Origin of the sequence: Butyrivibrio sp. MC2013, from assembly GCF_000424585.1 — a bacterium.
In the GTDB taxonomy this organism is placed as follows: Bacteria; Bacillota; Clostridia; order Lachnospirales; family Lachnospiraceae; genus Butyrivibrio.
The window spans coordinates 127,023-146,357 of sequence record NZ_AUKE01000010.1 but is presented as its reverse complement, the minus strand read 5'-3'; the positions used below and the strand labels follow the sequence as shown (position 1 = coordinate 146,357).

Annotated in this window: 17 protein-coding genes; all 17 read left to right on the top strand. The window is 42.1% G+C overall.

Annotated features, from left to right (window positions below):
• Nucleotides 1–502 precede the first annotated feature (502 nt).
• Nucleotides 503–961 (top strand): LytTR family DNA-binding domain-containing protein, encoded by a 459-nt coding sequence (locus G636_RS0107820; RefSeq protein ID WP_026507588.1) that lies wholly within the window; start codon nt 503–505, stop codon nt 959–961.
• A gap of 48 nt (nt 962–1,009) precedes the next feature.
• On the top strand, nt 1,010–1,756 hold the full coding sequence (locus G636_RS19500) for a LiaF domain-containing protein (protein ID WP_081668320.1): 747 nt from the start codon (nt 1,010–1,012) through the stop codon (nt 1,754–1,756).
• Nucleotides 1,757–1,852: 96 nt separating this feature from the next.
• Nucleotides 1,853–2,653 (top strand): class I SAM-dependent methyltransferase, encoded by an 801-nt coding sequence (locus G636_RS0107810; protein WP_035779176.1) that lies wholly within the window; start codon nt 1,853–1,855, stop codon nt 2,651–2,653.
• 192 nt (nt 2,654–2,845) lie between these two features.
• The gene (locus G636_RS21050) at nt 2,846–8,047 is read left to right on the top strand and encodes a leucine-rich repeat protein (RefSeq protein ID WP_051226717.1); all 5,202 of its coding nucleotides are present in this window, start codon (nt 2,846–2,848) and stop codon (nt 8,045–8,047) included.
• Between the two features lie 5 nt (nt 8,048–8,052).
• A complete protein-coding gene (locus tag G636_RS19910) occupies nt 8,053–8,253 on the top strand; it encodes a hypothetical protein (protein WP_330363932.1) in 201 nt (66 codons plus the stop codon).
• Between the two features lie 430 nt (nt 8,254–8,683).
• The gene (locus G636_RS0107800) at nt 8,684–10,024 is read left to right on the top strand and encodes an ATP-binding protein (protein WP_035779174.1); all 1,341 of its coding nucleotides are present in this window, start codon (nt 8,684–8,686) and stop codon (nt 10,022–10,024) included.
• 594 nt (nt 10,025–10,618) lie between these two features.
• Entirely contained in the window at nt 10,619–11,662 is a 1,044-nt protein-coding gene (locus G636_RS0107790) for a hypothetical protein (protein WP_026507585.1), read from the top strand.
• A 176-nt stretch (nt 11,663–11,838) separates the two neighbouring features.
• Nucleotides 11,839–12,285 carry a LytR/AlgR family response regulator transcription factor gene (locus G636_RS17795; RefSeq protein ID WP_051226715.1) on the top strand — a complete coding sequence of 149 codons (447 nt, stop codon included), beginning with the start codon at nt 11,839–11,841 and terminating at the stop codon, nt 12,283–12,285.
• A gap of 2 nt (nt 12,286–12,287) precedes the next feature.
• Nucleotides 12,288–13,070, top strand: coding sequence for a hypothetical protein (locus G636_RS17790; RefSeq protein WP_051226713.1), 783 nt, complete (start codon nt 12,288–12,290; stop codon nt 13,068–13,070).
• A 137-nt stretch (nt 13,071–13,207) separates the two neighbouring features.
• Entirely contained in the window at nt 13,208–13,831 is a 624-nt protein-coding gene (locus G636_RS0107770) for a hypothetical protein (RefSeq protein WP_026507584.1), read from the top strand.
• Nucleotides 13,832–13,874: 43 nt separating this feature from the next.
• The gene (locus G636_RS20275) at nt 13,875–14,021 is read left to right on the top strand and encodes a hypothetical protein (protein WP_155832346.1); all 147 of its coding nucleotides are present in this window, start codon (nt 13,875–13,877) and stop codon (nt 14,019–14,021) included.
• A 111-nt stretch (nt 14,022–14,132) separates the two neighbouring features.
• Nucleotides 14,133–14,405: a DUF3800 domain-containing protein gene (locus G636_RS21260; RefSeq protein WP_026507583.1), complete on the top strand. Its 273-nt coding sequence runs from the start codon at nt 14,133–14,135 to the stop codon at nt 14,403–14,405.
• A 129-nt stretch (nt 14,406–14,534) separates the two neighbouring features.
• The gene (locus tag G636_RS0107755; RefSeq protein WP_026507582.1) at nt 14,535–14,732 is read left to right on the top strand and encodes a DUF4357 domain-containing protein; all 198 of its coding nucleotides are present in this window, start codon (nt 14,535–14,537) and stop codon (nt 14,730–14,732) included.
• A gap of 162 nt (nt 14,733–14,894) precedes the next feature.
• Entirely contained in the window at nt 14,895–15,938 is a 1,044-nt protein-coding gene (locus G636_RS0107750) for an SPFH domain-containing protein (protein WP_026507581.1), read from the top strand.
• 1 nt (nt 15,939) lies between these two features.
• Complete coding sequence (locus G636_RS0107745; protein ID WP_026507580.1) at nt 15,940–16,137, top strand: PTS ascorbate transporter subunit IIC; 198 nt, start codon at nt 15,940–15,942, stop codon at nt 16,135–16,137.
• Between the two features lie 249 nt (nt 16,138–16,386).
• Nucleotides 16,387–16,851 carry a low molecular weight protein-tyrosine-phosphatase gene (locus tag G636_RS0107740; protein WP_026507579.1) on the top strand — a complete coding sequence of 155 codons (465 nt, stop codon included), beginning with the start codon at nt 16,387–16,389 and terminating at the stop codon, nt 16,849–16,851.
• A gap of 193 nt (nt 16,852–17,044) precedes the next feature.
• Nucleotides 17,045–19,042, top strand: coding sequence for a 2-isopropylmalate synthase (locus G636_RS0107735; protein WP_026507578.1), 1,998 nt, complete (start codon nt 17,045–17,047; stop codon nt 19,040–19,042).
• Nucleotides 19,043–19,335: the final 293 nt, after the last annotated feature.

Below are 19,335 nucleotides of genomic sequence, written 5' to 3'. Positions count from 1 at the left end.
GAAACAGCATGGTTTGCTCAAACGATATCTTCTTTTTCCGGGTAAAATCGGAAGATGGATTTTTTAAGAATTCATCCCTTCGTTCCAATAGGGATGAAAACACCGAGAATAGATTTTGACGTATTTCAGTAACAGTAAATGACATGTCAGCACCTCCGTAAAAATGTCTTATAATCAAGGCGCGGCAACATTTTTTGGCTGACTTGTCAAGCAGTTTTCGCAGAAAACTGCAAAAAAATCAGAGGGTATTTCACCTATGATTTCAGTAATATATTTAATTGTAACTATAGGATTGGGACGGGAAATCCTTATCTAAATGGCATTGACCCCGTCCCCAAGAGACCATACCTCTTATGGGCAAATATTGACCTCTTGCTGTAAAGTTGTTTACAAGGAGGTATATCATAAATATACTTTCTTGTATAAACAATACAAGATAGTATGCAAATAGGCCATTAAAGCATTCTTTTTCAATATAAAGGATCACACCAAGGGAAAAACGATGAAAATAATAATCGAAACAGATCCGTCCATAACCGAACCGGAGATCACCATCAAATGCAAAAAGCTTGATGAAAATATCATGAAGCTGCAGCAGTATCTGGAGAAGGATTCGAGCAGACGCAGAGTACTCAATCTGAATAAATCAGGGACCAGCTATTACGTCCCGGTGAAGGATATCTACTATTTCGAGTCTGACGGGCCCCAGGTGTACGCCCACAGCAGGGATAGGATATTCGAAGCCCCCTTTAAGCTCTATGAGCTGGAAGGGATGCTGGGACTGGATTTTATGAGAGTGTCCAAATCATGCATCATCAACCTGAGGCTCATCTATTCTATAAACAGGAATCTCACATCGTCCAGTTCGGTGGAGTTCAAAGCTTCTAACAAGATAGCCTACATATCCAGAAGCTATTACAAGGCAGTAATGGAGAGGCTCAAAGAAATACACACCTCTTAACAGGCAAAAGAACGATCATATTCAGACAAATAAGAAGGAGACCACAAAATGAAAAACAAGAATCTACTAATGGGACTGCTGCTCATAATTGCTGCAGCAGGTCTACTGACCAGAAACCACAGCGGACTGTCCTTTGGCTTATGGGACATAGCAATAAACGTATGCATACTGGTGCTGCTGATCAAGGGCATCATAGACAGGAGCTTTGGCAAAATCATATTTGCACTGGCTTTTTTGGTGATCGTCAATAAGGAGATGCTGGGACTGGCCAAGCTCTCCACTCTTACCATCCTGGGAGCAGCTTTTCTGGCCACAATAGGTTTTAACCTGATCTTCCCCAAGGTAAAAAAATACCCCTCCGCAGGCGCTGGCGAATACGCTCCCATTCTTGTCCACAACTCTGTCAAAGAAGCTGCTGTCTATATTGATAGCACAGAAAGTGATGACAGTGACACAGGAAGCGGCATATTTGATATCAACAATGTATTCAATGAGCACACAAAATATCTTGGAAACAGCTGTCTCAAAAGACTAGATATCTCCAATGTTTTTGGTGCGTTGACCATACATCTGGAGGAAGTTGATCTAAAAGATAACAAGGCCGCGCTGGATGCCAGCAACGTCTTCGGCAAGGTAGACCTCTATGTTCCTGCAAGATACAAGATCAGGCTCGACCCTTGCATGGTATTTGGCTCCATAAATGAATACGGCCAGACTCCCGCTGTCGATTCTCCCATGGAGCTGACAATGGACATCAGCTCCATATTTGGATCAGTGGATATCCACTATGTATAAATAAAGTATGCACTTCTATGTCGTGAATACAGGGATGTATTCCGACATGGTCCACAAACCCCGTCCCCAAGAGACCATATTAAGAAGGGAGATTTCATGGAAAACTATATCCAGGGTAATAAAGAGGCCTGGGAAGAGGCTTTTGATAACAGAGCTGAGTCCTGGGGCGTTGATATAACAGAGCGCATACCGAAGGAAGAGTATCCGTTTTTTGAAAAAGAAATGGCTGATATCCTGCGTGGCATTGACTGTGAAGACAAGACAATCGGACAATTCTGCTGTAATAACGGCCGTGAGCTGTTATCTTTGGTTAAAAGCGGAAGAGCCGCAAAGGGAATAGGCTTTGATATTGCAGAAAATCAGGTGGCTTTTGCCAATGAAAAAGCAAAAGAATTAAAACTTCCCTGTAGCTTTGAAGCCATAAACATTTACGATATTGATGATCGCTATGATGATCAGTTTGACATTGTGATCATTACAATTGGAGCACTGTGCTGGTTTGAAGATCTAAACCGCTTCTTTGAGATAGTTGCAAAGACTATGAAGCCGGGAGCGCTTATCTTTCTGAACGAGCAGCACCCCTGTACCAACATGCTTGCCTCGGAATCTGATCCGGAATTTGACCCGGAGCATAGAAAGGAATGCCTTTTTTCATACTTTGATCATAAATGGATAGGAAATGAAGGCATGTATTACATTACACAGAAAAGCTATCATTCCAAGACCTTTACCGACTTTACCCATTCCATGTCTGAGATCATATCCGGAATGTGTAATAACGAAATTGTCATCACTGGCCTTCAAGAGTTTGATTATGATATTGGCGGCGGTTTTACCGCACTGGATCATACCAATTTTCCTCTGTCTATGATCATAGAGGGCAAGAAGCTTGGATAATAATATTAGAAAAATTTAAATATATTTTGCGGTTTTACAGCATCAAACGGTTAAACTACTAAACTGCCGGTATGTCAAAGAAAAGAGGGAGCCTGTTTATATGATCCGGGATCATATCATACGGGCTTCCTTTTATTATGTGCAGCTATTATAATACTCTGGATGGATACAAGATAATTAAGGGGGATAGATATGATCCGTAACAGACTATTGGCAGTATTGCTGGCAGGTGCGATACTGGCAAGCACAGAATGGGGAAATGGAAATGTTTCTTATGCTGCTGATTTAGAAAGTGCAATTATAGAAGCTGATGAAAACAGCGGTCTCAATATAGATGAAAGCACTGTTGTAGGCGAAGCCGACATAGAAGATGCATCATTAGAAACACCATTGGAAGCAGATGATAGCTCTTCTGAAGCTGTTTTTGAAAGTCAGGAAATAGCAGATGATCTGGGAGAGAATGCCCAAAAACCGGAACTGCTATCAGAAAATGGTACAGATACTATCGTATCTAGTGGAAAATGTGGCGATAAGGTGACTTGGACTCTGTCGCAAAATGGAGATGAGTACACACTTCGCATTTCCGGAAGCGGTCAGATGTATAATTATAGTTCTACTACTATGCCCTGGTATAACCAAAGAGATGATATTACTTCTGCGTTCATTGGCGAAGGCGTGACAAGCATCGGCAATAATGCTTTATACCTGTGCAAGAGTCTAAGCAGCGTAGAGATAGCTAATTCTGTTACCAGCATTGGCGAGTATGCCATTGCTTCTTGCTATAACCTAGAGAGTATAGAACTACCTAATTCCCTCACAAGCATAGGGGATCGTGCTTTTTCGATGTGCCATGGGCTTACAAGTATTGACATTCCGGATTCTGTGATGAGTATTGGGGATTATGCGTTTGATGATTGCTGTTTTCTAACGAGCATCAAGCTTCCCAAGTCTGTGACGAGCATTGGTATCAATCCTTTTAAAGAATGTTCATCAGTTAACACTATAGTGGTTGATAAAGATAATCCATCTTTTGACAGCAGAAACAATTGTAATGCGATAATAGATTCAACTACAGATCAGTTAGTGACGGGATGTAAGAATACTATAATTCCGGATTCTGTGATAAGCATTGGGAAATTTGCGTTTGACGGTTGCAGTTGTCTGCAGGCTATTAGTATCCCCAGTTCTGTGACAAGCATTGAGAATAATGCTTTTAGGAGTTGCACTGGCTTGGAAAGTATTGATATCCCGGATTCTGTGACCAGCATTAAGCGTGGAGCGTTTGGGGATTGCAATAATTTGACGAGTATCAGCATCCCAAATTCCGTGACTAGTATTGAATATGCCGTTTTTTTTGGATGTAAAATAACAAATATTGATATTCCTAATTCTGTGACAAGTGTTGGTGAGCAATCATTTTGTAATTGTCGTAAACTTAAGAGTATTAATCTTCCTAAATCTGTGACATACATTGGGGATAGCGCGTTTGGTGGTATATCCGAGGCTGCAGAAGTTTTCTACGAAGGAGATGCCAAAGAATATACGGTAATCACTGTTGAAGATGGAAATGACATATTTAAGAAAGCCAAAGTTTACTACAATGCATATAACCCAGGCGGTGAAGATAGTTCTACAGAATTTAGTATAGATGCATCAGCAGGAAAAGGCGGAAATATCAGCCCTTCTGGAATTGTAAATGTCAGCAAGGGAGAAAACAAGACCTTCACCTTCACTCCGGATCCCGGCTATATTGTATGGTCATACACTGTAGACGGCGAGGTATTTTTAGGAGATGCCAGGGAATATACATTTGAAAATGTAACCGGGGATCACACTATATATGTATCTTTTATCTTGTCTTCAAGCCAAAATAGCTATGATATAGAAAAACTTGACTATAGCGGAACGACATTTAAATTCCCACTTTCAGCTTCTGAAAGCAGCGTAGAAGTGGGAACCTATCCTATTGATGCGGATCTTGGAGACTTTTTTAAACCCAGCAGCACTGTTCAGAATAGTCTGATCAGAACGTCCCTGCGTGTAGCGATGGCTGCAATGGATCCTGATACCTATACTGGTACTGATTTTCGGGCTTCTTTTATCAAGGACCTTATGAAGAAGCTGGACTTCCAATTTGAGGAAGAAGATATTCAGTATGTGAATCCCGATGGGGATACTATAGGAACTGCTATTGGCAGCAGGCAGATCAAAAAAGGTGATGAAGAATACACACTGGTAATGGTGGCTGTCCGCGGAGGCGGTTATAAGAATGAGTGGGCCGGAAACTGCAATGTAGGGGATGGAGCAAGTGGTGTGCAGACAGGGCATCACAATGGTTTTAATATTGCATCTGAGGAAGTGATAAAAAGGCTGAAAAGTCATCTTCAGGAATATGATGACAAGTCCAAAGTGAAGGTCTGGATTTGCGGCTACAGCAGGGCCGCTGCAGTTTCTAACCTTACTGCGATGAAGCTTGATGATGGGGCAATTGAAGGTATAACAGCTGATAACGTTTATGCCTTTTGTTTTGAATGTCCCAAAAACAGTATGGGAGCCAGTGTATGGTCCAAAGACAGGCTGGCAAAGTATAAGAATATTGTCAATATTATAAATCTGGTAGATCTGGTACCCCTTGTTGCACCTAATAATGCTAGTGGCTGGAAATATGGCAGATTTGGCACAAGCTATTATATTGATGATGGAAATATCCGTAAAAGCACTTTCAAAAAGAACTATAAAAAAATGCGAGATGCCTATAGGGATATACTGGGAGAAAAGGGATCTGAAGAAAGGCTACGGGAGCAGCTTTGCTGCTACGAAAAAGGCCAAAATACCTTTGTTAATTATGCTAACAAGAGATTGCTGGATGATCTCATCCAAAGGATCCCAAGTGATATTAATTATGTGAAGCAATGTCAGAATAAAATATATGACCTTATCAAAACAAAATCTCTCAGTAAGGTTTTAAATATTTGGGATTTGATTGAGATCACTTCAGGTGTAGTCGCCATGGGCAGAAGCTTAATGGAGGACGTTGTTGTTGCTGCATATGTTGCACCTGATCATTATCCTGAGCTTACCCTTGCCTGGGTTGATAGTCTTGAATTATCTGATTACATTGCTGCTTCTGAGCTGGGTAAGTCAGAAACGCTTGTGATCAACTGTCCCGTTGATGTTACAGTCCGTGATAGCAGGGATAATATAGTGGGCCGTATAGTAGCGGATAACCCTGTAGATATTGAAGATGGTATTGGGACTTTTGTGGATGATGATGGACAAAAGGTGGTCATCCTCCCTTCTGATGATAACTATAGGGTAGAAGCCAGAGCTTATGATGATGGTGATGTTACAATTACAAGCATGAGGTATTCAGGAGAAAATATCTCTGCTGAAGAGCTTACGAGTTACCTTCAGATAGATGTTAGGAAAGGTGAGACTGTTAACATAATAGCCGATGGTGAAGATACAATTGTGGAAGACCCGGCCGGAAATACCCTTGTTCCTGACATAGACCAGAGCGGAGAAAATCTTGTATCTCTAAGTGTTGAGACATCTTCTAATGGCCCCGGTAGCGTGGAAGGCGGCGGTCAGTATTATGCCGGAGAATTCTGTCAGGTGACAGCTGTGCCTGAAGAGGACAGCTATTTTACAGGCTGGTATATTGATGACAAGCTATTGTCAACTGACCTTGTATATCGTTTTCCTGTGCTTGATGACACCTGTATAAAGGGCGTATTTAGTGAGTTTCCGGAAGGGTCATTCAGCGTTCTTTTTGATAGATTGTCTTCGGATCCATATGATGGCCTATGCTATAACCCTGTGACAGAGCATTACGAAACTGTCTATAATGGATATGCACAAAAGCCTCCCATCAAGGTAGTTGGCTCCGGAGGCTTCCTTACTGAGGGCGTCGACTATACAGTTAAATACAGCAATAATACAAACTATAACTCCAAGGGCAGAGCAGCCGCCATAACCGTGACCGGAAAAGGTAATTTCTCCGGAAAGAAGCTTTTGAAATTCTATATTTTGCAGGCTGATCTTGCAGTGCTAAGGGATAAGGGCAATCTGTCAGTCCCTGAGCAGCTCAGGGTGCAGGCAGGCAAAAAATTAAGCCCTGTAATAGAATACGGCGATTACAAGCTAAAGAAATCAGATATGCTGCTTAGTAATAAGGCGGCTATCAGGGAAGATACCAAGGTTAGCATCAGCGGCAAAGGCAATTTTACCGGAAGGCTTGAGGACATCAGCGTCAAGGTGATAAAGGCTGCGGATCTTAAAAAACTTTCTATCAAGGTGACGCTAAAGGCAGGCACACATATCTATAACGGAGAAGATCAAGTGCTGACATATGCCGGTCCGGATACACCCGGAGAGCTGACTGTAACAGCCGGCTCGTCTAAGACTCCGCTGATAAAAGACATAGATTATGCAGTGACCTATAAGTCTAATAAGTCAGCGGGCATGGCTACTGTTCGCGTTAAAGCACTTGGAGATTATATTGGTGATGTTACAAAGACCTTTAAGATCCGTCCTGATAAGACCAGTGTGATCACAGCTGAACTAACAGAGCCTGATGCAGATATACTGTATAGCAAGAGCGGGGCCAGGCCTGCCGTTACAGTAACCCTGACAAAGTCTGATGACAGCAAGGAAGTACTCAGACCAAATGAGGATTATAAGCTTTCTTATAGCAATAACAAGAACGTGGGCAAGGGCAGGTTTACCGTGACCTTTATAGGTAATTACAAGGGACATGCTGCGATCAGGAATAAGCCCTTTACCATTAAGCCTGCAGCGTTTGACGGGGCCAGGGCAGTATCAGCTGATCTGGTATACTCAGGGCCGGGCAAATATCTGTCTGCGCCTATGGTATCAATAGGCGGAGTACTGCTTACGGCAGGGAATTACACCGTAAAATACTATGACGGAGAGAAGGAGCTGACTTCTAAGACCAGGCTCACCCTTGATGCTGATACTAAGGCCAAAGAGATAAGTGTGAAGATCATAGGCAAAGGCAAATACCAGGCTCAGGAGATAAGCACAAGCTATCATGTGATAAAGGCTGATGGGAATGTCTATAACCTGTCAAAAGCAAAGATCGTTGCCCAAAATAAGAGTGCCAAGGGCAAGGATATAGCAGTTGGCAAGCAGGAATACACAGGTAAGGCCGTAAGGCCCCGGATACGTGTGCTGATAAAGAAGGGCAAAGTCTGGACAGAGGTTCCTTCTGATCTGTACACAGTCAGCTACGTAAACAACGTGAACAGGGGAAAGGCTTCCATCATCATCACCGGTGACGGAACGGGCGCAGCCGGTAGTAAGAAAGCCAGCTTCACCATAGGGACCAGGAATATTGGACTTTTCAGCTGGCTGTTTGGTCACCGGCAGTAAATGATATGATAAGAGATTCTGGCCATATGTCGATGTATGCGGTGAATACTTCGGTTCCAAAATCATTGGTCAGATATCTGGTGCAGTACTATGCAGATACCACTGATGATAATGATCTGAGAGCTGCCTTCCTTACGGACCGAAAGTCGGATCAGTGGCCGTTTCGCCCAGAGGCGATCTTAGGATGCCATCTGATGCCTGTGTAAATATATGGATGGATGAACTTGTTGACACTCCCACAAGCTAAAGCTTGATGGGATTCTTGCTTCAACCACCACGGTTATTGTCACACTCTCCGTAGAGAGTAGTTTTCCCTATGATAAGAATATTATTCATTTGCCACGGCAACGTACCGACTTGAGCGCTAAAACCCCATGATTAAAGCATTTTCTGAATTCTTTATCATCCGATTTGCACCTCATTTGCACCTTTATAGTAACAGTTAAAATCGGCTCCGATATGGCTAAAAAACGATCTCTGATGCCAAAAACCTGGCAAAATAGATATTCTGCTTCCAAAATATTCAAGTATAATGGATAATTAGTTGAAAGAAAATATTGGCAAAACGGATAAAAATGCGTATAATAATCTTGGCAGAACGGATATTTTTGATTTATATTTGCCAGGAGGTGCATAATGGCAGTGTTTAAAAGAAAACTATATGGCAAGTTGCTTGAATGGAAGACCAAGTATGCCGGACGGTATGCGATACTTGTAGAAGGTGCCAGACGTGTGGGAAAAAGTACTCTGGTAGAGGAATTTGCAAAAAATGAATACAAATCCTACATATTGATAGACTTTTCAGAAGCATCGAAGAATATCAAGGACTGCTTTGACGATATAGCGGATCTGGACAGATTTTTTCTTAGGCTTCAGACAATTACAGGCGTACAGCTTATAAATAGAGATTCAGTTATTATTTTTGATGAGGTTCAGCTATACCCTAGGGCAAGGCAGGCTATTAAGTATATGGTAGCTGATGGAAGATATGATTACATAGAGACTGGATCTCTGATATCAATTAAGAAAAACGTAAAGGATATTCTGATTCCTTCAGAAGAGATGAAACTCAAATTGTATCCGCTGGATTATGAAGAGTTTCTGTGGGCAACTGGGAATGAAACATATAGATTGTTAAAAGATTTCTATGACAAAAAGACAGCGATAGGTAATTCTGTAAACAGAAAACTGATGCGTGACTTCAGAATGTATATGGCAGTGGGTGGAATGCCCCAAGCTGTACAGGCTTATCTTGAAAAAAAGAGTTTTAGAGAGATAGATGAAGTTAAGCGAAACATCATTCGTCTTTATGAGGATGACTTTAGGAAAATAGATGCCTCAGGTCTTTCTTCGAGAATATATAAGGATGTGCCTTCACAGTTGTCGCAGAATAAAAAGCGTTATGTGATTTCGAGTGCAACAGGTAAAAAGACTCAGAAGAGGGATTTGGAGAGATTGTATGATGTGATCGATTCTCAGACAGTACTAGTATCATACAATATAACAAAGCCTGATATAAGTTTATCCAGCACAAAGGACTTGGACAGTTATAAACTCTATATTGCAGATACAGGCCTATTTGTAACACTTATGTTTATTGACAGACCTGTAGCAGAGAATATACTGTATGAAAAACTACTATCGGATAAGTTGCCTGCTAACCTGGGTTATCTGTATGAAAATGTGGCTGCTCAGATGATTGCGGCTTCCGGTAGAGAACTGTGCTATCACACATGGCTAAAGGATGGAAGTACGCATTATTATGAAATGGATTTTTTGATAGGGCAGAAACAAAAAGTAGTTCCAATCGAGATAAAATCATCAGCAACCACTTCACATAAGTCTATTGATGTTTTTTGCGAAAAATATTCTAAAATAACTTCCAGGCCTTATATCTTTTCGCAGAAAGATATTTCTAATGACGGACAGACTTTATTCATGCCAATTTATATGTTGCCTTTTTTATTGGAAGAATAAAGGAATAAATCTAAAAAAGATACTGATGTTTTAACGGATTTTTCTGAATATAGGGACAAGGCATCGGATAGATTAAAACTAATCAGTAAAATGGTACAGGAAAGAGTGCATGAGATTCTGAACTGAAAGGAGGCATAGGGCTTGACCGCTCGAAAGCCTGCGGCTTTTTCGCTGTGTGGCTGTCGCCAATGAATAAGCGAGTTGTACGGAAAAGAGATTTACACCTTTTGAAGGTGGACTACCCGATGATGATATGAAAGCATTCTGCAGAAGCAGGGTGCTTTTATTAACATCTATTGATTGAGGAAACATTGCAAATATCGTAATGTTTCATAATGTTGCGGTTGGAAAGGAATATAGTACACGCAAGTTATGGAATCGCAAGAGGACCTTTATTCTATGGAGCTGCAGGGTAAAGATCTTGAAGATCTGACAGTTTTCCAGAAAATTGGCAGAGAAAACGGTTGTGAATCCAAATGGCAGTTTTGATGTCAGAGCTTGACTAAAAGTTATTTTTTGCCGATATACAAATAGAAAACCATAACTATGCATGATACATGATAGTGTCAGATTTATCGCAGGTGGAGGTGCTCTATGAGGATACAACAGAACACGGATGTTCAAATAAATCCTTTTCAAAATCAGGATAATGTCAGGACTGCCGCAGGTGCGGGAAAAACCGCTCATAAGAGTGGTAATCTGTCCTCAGTATCCGGTGCTAATCTCAAGGGTGAAAGTCTTGTTCAGCAGAGACAGGGCCTTGCAAGAAAGCAGGCACTTAAGGTTGTGTCAGATGCTTTTGGCGGCGAGAAGAAGCTGGATGCTCAGATGCAGGGCATTAAAGATGAGATAAAGCGTCTTCAGGATGTGATAAACGAAAAGACTGCTGATTCGATGGCGAATGACGCCAGGTTAAAAGAGTTACAGGAACAATATGGAATTGATCCTGACGGTGAGGAGAGCAAGGAACTTTCAAAGCTTGCATTCAAAGCAAATCATTCCAAAGAAGGACTCTCGGATGAGGAAAAGAGTCAGATGTCCGAGTACCAGCAGCAGGCTTTATACTATGTTGCGAAGAATCAGCAGAATTCACTTGATATAGATAGGGCAAAAGCTCAGCAGATGGGAAATGTTCAGGGCTATGCAGATATGAAAAGAGAACGAGCTAAGTCACAGGATATGCTGAAAGCTCAGGATGAAGCTGAAGAAATAATGGAAGCCGCGGGCGAAGAGGCTATAGCTCTTTTGACACAGGAAGCAGTCGACCATGTTGATGAAGAGCAGAAGGAACGTGAGGAAGAAGCCAAGGAAGCTGCCGAAAAGAAGAAAGAAGAGAAGAAGGAAGAAGCAAAGAAGCTCGAAAAAGAAGCTATGCAGCAGGAAATGCTAGAGAATATCAAGGAACACGCTGCAGAGAGTAATAGGACCAGTGCTGATACTAAGCGGGCCATTGCCAGAAGAGAACGTGCAGAAGCTGACAGTATGGGAGCAGAGGAAGCCCAGAGAACTATTATTTCTGAAGGTGCATCCATGGAGGATACGCAGAATGCTGTTAATTCCGAAATCACAAATATCCTCAATAAGCTTAGTCTTCTTTCAAATGATGTTAAAGGTAGTACCGTAGATAGCCAGATATAAATGTCCATTCATTACAATAATCCGTCCATTCATGACATGAATATATAAAGAGTATTATTCATGATGATATTATAAATACATAGTTTAAGGGAAAATGCTTACATGGATGTCCGTGCTAAGCATTTTTGCGTTATTTAAGCATACCGATGAGCTAAAGAGAATTGAGGCAAGCGCAAATGGATAAATATCGTTTTGCAGTATGCGATGATGAGGAAGTTGTCAGGAATCTGCTTTCCGCTTGGCTTTCAAAAAGTCAATACAAGTCAGAAATAAAAGAATACTCTTCCGGTGAAGAGCTACTTAATGATATTGATGCCGGAGTAAATCCGGATATCCTATTTCTGGACATTGCAATGGGAGGGGCTGATGGCATTGACACTGCCAGAGAACTTGGGAAGAGAGTAGAAAATAATGGCAGAAGTATGCGCGCTTCCAGACCACTGATTATATATGTTACCGGGATTCCGGACAGAATGGGAGATGCTTTCGGTGTTAATGCATATGACTATCTGCTGAAACCCGTTTCGCAGCCTGTATTTGATGGAGTACTTAGGAGAGCGGTTGAAGAACTGTTAAGGTACGGACTGAAGATGGCAGAGAGATCAAGGTTGATGTTGATGTAAGCATGGCAAGGAAGAAAGAACGTGATACTTTTATTGCAATGTCATCACCACTGGATAACCTTTTTGATCCACTTATTATCAATACCACTGCACAGACATCAGGGCTTAGTGATAAGAAATTCAAGTTTGATCTGGATGCAGATGGCAAGCAGGATGAGATCTCCATGACCAAGGCTGGGAGCGGATTCTTGGCTCTTGATAAGAACGATGATGGAAAAATAAATGACGGCACTGAACTGTTTGGAGTAAAGAGCGGTGACGGCTTTAGGGACCTGGCAGAGTACGATACTGACGGCAACGGTTGGATTGATGAAAATGATGAGGTTTTTGAAAAACTCAAAGTATGGAGCAAAACAGATGATGGAAAAGATGAGATGAAGAGCCTCAAAGAATCCGGAGTTGGTGCCATTTTCCTGGGAGCAGAAAATACTGAGTTTACTCTTGAGGGTGAGGATGGTGTCCTTGATGGAAAGGTACGAAAAACGGGTATTTTCCTGAAAGAAGACGGTACAGCCGGAACTATCCAACACGTGGACCTCGCGATTAAAGGCCGTGAATCAGAACTTATGAGTGCTGCTGAAAAGCTGGATGAAGTCCTTGAGAAAATGCGCAGTGAGAGCTCTCAAAGGAGCAGACGAAATAACAACAATGATAATGCAAGACGCCGGGCTCAGAGAGCAGCGAGACAGAAGAAACAGCTTGAGGATTATCAGAAAAAGCAGAATCTTAATAAACAGCTGACAGAAAAGGCTATCGAGCATAGAAAAATGTTGTATGGCACTTAAGGAGCAAAATCCTTGTTTTATGAAGGAGGGTGAAAGTAAAGAGCAAAGCGCCGCAACTGATAATCAATTGACCACTTGGCCCTTTCCGGAGCGTGGAGCGGTTCTGACTGACAGATGAACCGCAGAAAGGAACGCTTATGTCAAATACAATAACAAACGGAAACTATTATTACTCACAGAGTGCCCACTATTATTCGAATCAGACTTTCGGGAACAATGATTTCCAGAGTGCTGTCATCAAAAAAGATGAAGATTCTTCTGAAGTAGTAGATGCCCTGGCAAAAGAAGAGCCTGCAAAGAAAGGATATACACGAGTTATAACAGCAAATGTGTGGAACTCAGGAATGACATCAACGCAACTTGCTGATGGCAAAACAGCCTATTCTTATCAAGGCGTGATGCAGAAGTTTGAGATAAGGATTGATGTGATGGGAGACAGCAGGAAATATACTGCAACCGGAACAGATGAAAACGGCAATGAGTTCTCAAAAGAGATCGATCCTTATAAAGTGAATCCGACAGATTCGGATTTTACAGAATTTGCCGCATTGTGCTCGTATATCCGTGACACTGAGGGTATTGCAGATGAAGCTATGCAGGCAGTAGATGGAGTAGCCCCTTATGATATCTTTGAGAAAAAGAATTATCTGTCAGAGCTGAATGGCTCCATAAACAACTTTCAGATGATGGGAGTAAGTACACTTGGAGCAGAGCAGCTTCTTTCTCACATAAACAGGCTGATGGAAGTTATGATGACATAAAGAACAGACAGGTGAAACGTTTGATTCATCAGTTCTTCTGAAAATGCTGGAAGAGAACGCAAATCTCTTTGCTTCTCATGGTGGTGATAAGGACCTCGGAGATCTTACTGATGAAGAGTGGGAAAAACTTCTTGGTGATACTGATAAAGCAATAGATGAATTTATGTCTAAGGGAGAATTATTTATTTGACGTTTAAGAGGGTAAATAATAAGAAAATGAAGAATTATATCCCTTTAATGACTAGGTAAATAGTTTTTGTTGTGGTTCACAAATTAAATAGAATAATCTTACATAGAGCAGTTGGAAGAGTATCTGAATCAGCAATTAACGATTAAGAATCCAATATGTTATAAGTTTTCTGCAAGTTATACAGATTCTAAGAATGAAAAGCTTGTTCAACTTGCGGATTTTGTTGCAAACACCTTTTACAGAAACATTGAAAAGAAAGACAGAGATAGTGCAGATTCTGTGAAGATGTGGATGAACAGTCTTTGGGGGGATGTTCTTTTGTTGTATAGGGGTTTTTTACATAGGCCAGCAAAGGCCGGAAACGTCCGGTACTTACTGGTCTAATTTTATGCCCAAAATCAGGTGCACGTGAAGGAGAGGCATAACGAAACTATCAATATTTTTTATCAGAGAAAGGAGAGTAGTCCGAAAACTGCGGTTTTTGGATGAAGGAAGTTAGATGAAGAACAGGATATGGATGAAGGAAAGAACATGAAGGTAGAGTATGAGCTGCAGGTTTCGGGCGTGGGTTATCCGATAGAGTATATTCTCTTTAATTCTCCATCTGGAGCAGCTGCATTTGTTTGCGGGTCTAGTGCAAATGGGAATATTGAGTGGAAAACAGCGGATGGTATTACATTAAAGGAGCTAGATGCTAACACAGGAAAATAAACAAAGATGACTTATCTATGCTGCTTCAAGGTGTTGACAAAATGATTATTAATGATATCATAATGATATCAAAACAATTCACAACACTTTATGACATCATGCAAATGCCGCAATAGTGCGGCTGGTCAGACAGAAAATGGAGGAACAGTCATGAACGAAAACATCAAAGAAAAGGTTATTAGTGGCCACAAGAACGGGATTGTAATGATGATCCTGACAATAGCGCTTTATTTACTGGCATTCATAGGAGTATTATCTGGTGGTGCTGGCATCGATCAAGACAAGGATGGAAGTGCAATACTCTTTATTGCATCTATTCTGTATCTTGCCTTTGGCTGGATCTTATTCCTTGGCCTTAAGGTCCTTAAGCCTGGTGAAGCTCTTGTTCTTACACTTTTTGGAAAGTATGTAGGAACCCTTAAGGGTGATGGATTCTTTTTTGTAAATCCGTTCTGCACAGCCTTCAACCCTGCAGCAGACACCAAGCTTGGACAGAGCGGAGATATCTCCGATAACAAGAAGAGTGGACTTTCTGGTATCGTTGTAAGTGGTGGCCAGATCGGAACAACAGGCGAACTTAAGAATGGCGGAAGCAGGAAGATTTCCTTAAAGGTTATGACCCTTAGCAATTCCAAGCAGAAGGTCAACGATATCCTTGGTAATCCAGTAGAGATTGCAGTAGCTGTTATGTGGAAGGTTACAGACACAGCCAAGGCTGTATTTGCAGTAGATAACTACAAAGAGTATCTTTCACTTCAGTGCGATTCTGCAGTACGTAACGTAGTTAAGCTTTATCCTTACGACATCACAGAGAATGTAGATACAACCGGTGATGGACAGGCAGATGATGGCAGCCTTCGTGGTTCTACAGAGGTCGTTGCTAACAGGATCAAGAAAGAGATTCAGTCCAAGGTTGAGGGCGCTGGTATCGAGATCGTGGATGCAAGGATCACATATCTTGCTTATGCTCCTGAAATCGCTGCAGCAATGCTTCAGAGGCAGCAGGCTTCAGCAGTAGTAGACGCAAGAAAGCTCATTGTTGACGGAGCTGTTGGAATGGTTGAGATGGCACTTGAGAGACTTAATGAAAAAGATATCGTGAACCTGGATGAGGAGCGCAAGGCAGCGATGGTTTCAAACCTCCTCGTAGTTCTGTGTGGCAATCACGATGCACAGCCAATAGTTAACTCAGGAAGCCTCTACTGATATGGCAGAAAAAAAGCAGGTTCCGCTGCGACTAAATGCGAAGTTGTACGATGCGATTGCTGCCTGGGCTGAGGATGACTTCCGATCAATTAACGGACAGATAGAATATCTTTTAACTGAATGTGTCAAACAGCGCAAGAAGGACGGCAAATACGTGTCCCAGAACCTGGACGAGCCGCCTGAGCTTGACATCAAATGATAAACAAAAAGCAGCATAGATGACTTATCTATGCTGCTTTTTAGATTAAATTTTCGGAATATCTCATAATCCCAACCACGCCTTACTACTTTTTGACTACTTTTCATGTCCATGATTTTCCCAGATATTCGTAGTTATTACACAAACTGTGATATTATAGTTCTGTCACCGTGATATGTGAACACAATTTTTATCCCGCAACGGTGCACATTACAGGGAATAACTCAGAATTTTAAGGAGTCAAAATAAATGATAAGAATTTTATTCGTCTGCCACGGCAACATATGCAGATCCCCCATGGGAGAGTATCTCCTCAGGGATATTGCAGCAAGAAAAGGATGGACTGAGAAGGATATCTATATTGAATCCGCAGCCACATCAACAGAAGAAATTGGAAACGGAGTATATCCTCCGGTCAAAAAGCTACTCGAAGAGAGAGGGATCAATTGCAGTAAAAAGAGAGCAAGGCGCCTTAGGAGTGATGAGTACTGGAATTGGGACTATATTCTCTGCTTTGATGCTGAGAATGTATCCGAGATTGGTCGCATTTGCGGGCAGGATCTGGGCCACAAGGTCCACCTCCTTGGAAGCTATGCAGGCCAGCAGGGAGACATTGCAGACCCTTGGTATACAAGGGATTTTAAGCTTTGTATGGAGCAGACAGAAAACGGCTGCAAGGCCTTTTTGGAACTCTTAACCAGATATAGAGATTAAAAAATATCAACCAAAGTGATTAAATCTATCACTACACTATTTCTTTTTGGATGTTATCATAATTATTATCAATAAATCCGTTATATATTTAAACATGTATAGCGGATTTTGGTATGGAACGGACCAAATAATTTATAGGGTTCCAATATGGCAAAAAAATTAGGGCATCTATAAGGCAAAAGGAGTAGTTGTGATGGAGAATTATCAGAAGTACGAGAGACAGTATTTTATGCCCCCGGTCTGCAGCTATGACTGGGTTAAGAAGGATTATATAGATCATCCGCCCATCTGGTGCAGTGTTGATCTTCGAGATGGCAATCAGGCTTTGATCGAGCCTATGAGTCTGGAAGAGAAGCTGGAGTTCTTTACCATGCTTGTCAAGCTTGGCTTTAAGGAGATTGAGATCGGTTTCCCTGCAGCATCAGAGACTGAGTTTGAATTTGCACGTACACTTATTGATAAGCACATGATCCCTGATGACGTTACCGTCCAGGTACTGACCCAGGCCAGAGAGCATATCATTAAGAGGACCTTTGAGGCTGTAAAGGGAGCTCCCAGGGCTATTGTACATCTTTATAACTCAACATCAGTAGCTCAGAGAGAGCAGGTATTTGGCAAGGACAAGGCTGAGATCAAGAAGATTGCCGTAGAAGGTGCCAAGCTCCTTGATAAGCTTGCCAAGGAGACCAGCGGCAACTTTGCATTTGAATATTCTCCAGAGAGCTTCCCGGGCACAGAAGTGGATTATGCAGTGGAAGTCTGCAACGCAGTTCTGGATGTTTGGAAGCCTACTCAGGATCACAAGGTCATCATCAATATACCTACCACTGTTGAGATTGCCATGCCTCACGTATTCGCTACTCAGGTTGAGTATATCAGCAGGAGCCTCAAATATCGTGATGCCGTTACATTATCTCTTCATCCTCACAATGACAGAGGAACCGGCGTCAGCGATGCTGAGCTGGGCCTCCTGGCAGGTGCTGACAGAATAGAGGGTACACTCTTTGGAAACGGTGAGCGTACAGGTAACGTAGATATCGTGACTCTGGCTGTCAATATGTTCTCCCATGGCGTAGATCCCAAGCTTGACTTCTCTCATATCCAGGAAGTGGGTGAGACCTATGAGCGTCTGACCAGGATGCAGATCTATGAGAGACAGCCTTATGCCGGCGCGTTGGTATTTACAGCTTTCTCCGGTTCTCATCAGGATGCCATTGCCAAGGGCTTTAGCTGGAGAAATGAGGGCAAGGACAACGGCATGTGGACAGTTCCCTATCTTCCTGTGGATCCCAAGGATCTGGGCAGAGAATATGATGGTGACGTTATCCGTATCAACTCCCAGTCCGGCAAGGGCGGCGTAAGCTTCATCCTCAAGAGCAAATACGGCCTGACCATCCCCAAAGAGATGCAGGCGGACGTATCCTATACTATGAAGGATATTTCCGATAGAGAGCATGCTGAGCTGACTCCCGATCGTATCCGTGATGAGTTTGTGGCTAAGTATGTAAATAACCACTCTGTATTCCAGGTAAATGAGTGTCATTTCCGCCAGGGAGATGGCATCCTTACAGAACTGACCATTCTTCAGGGAGGCAAAGAGCATGTGATCGAAGCATCCGGTAATGGCCGTTTGGATGCTGTCAGCAACGCATTAAAGAGCTTCTTTGACGTGACCTATGAGCTTTCCAGCTATGAAGAGCACGCTCTTACCAGAGGTTCCTCTTCCAGGGCTATCACTTATGTAGGCATTACCAAGGATGGCAAGACATATTGGGGCGTAGGCAATGATGAAGATATCATCAGATCCTCTGTTAATGCTCTCTGTGTAGCTGTTAACCAGCTGGAGCAGGTACAGAACCTGCTGGATGGCAGCGATGATAGGATCAATGCCATACTGACCTATATCCAGGACAATTACCTGAGCGTGACCCTGGATGACCTCTCCAGACAGTTTTACCTTTCCAAGCCTTACCTGTCCAAGTATATCAAGGATAAGTCAGGCAAGACCTTTGGTGAAAATGTAAAGCAGGTACGTCTTAAAAAGGCATCATCTCTTTTAAGAAACGGCAATATGAAGGTAGAAAAGGTTGCAGAAGCTTCAGGTTATCAGAACGTTGAGCACTTCAACCGCCTCTTCAAGAAGAAATACGGCATGACACCTGTTCAGTACAGGACCAGCGCCAGGACCTGATCTTGGATGATATTGATCATCAAAAGAGAATAGCGGAAAGATATAAGATCTACATAAAGTAACGACCGAAATAGATGTTTGCTCTCTTTTCTGACAAACTGAAACGGCCCCCAAAAAGTTAGACCTAAAAATCTGACTTTTGGAGGTCGTTTTTTTACGAAAAATATATAGTTATGCATTAAAAAGAAGGATGCGGAAGAATATAGTAAAAAGCCATTTGAAGTATTGCGAACGCGGAGTAACTGTTCACTCGCCTACAATGATCAAAATGGCGCTGCTACAGAAGATTATTT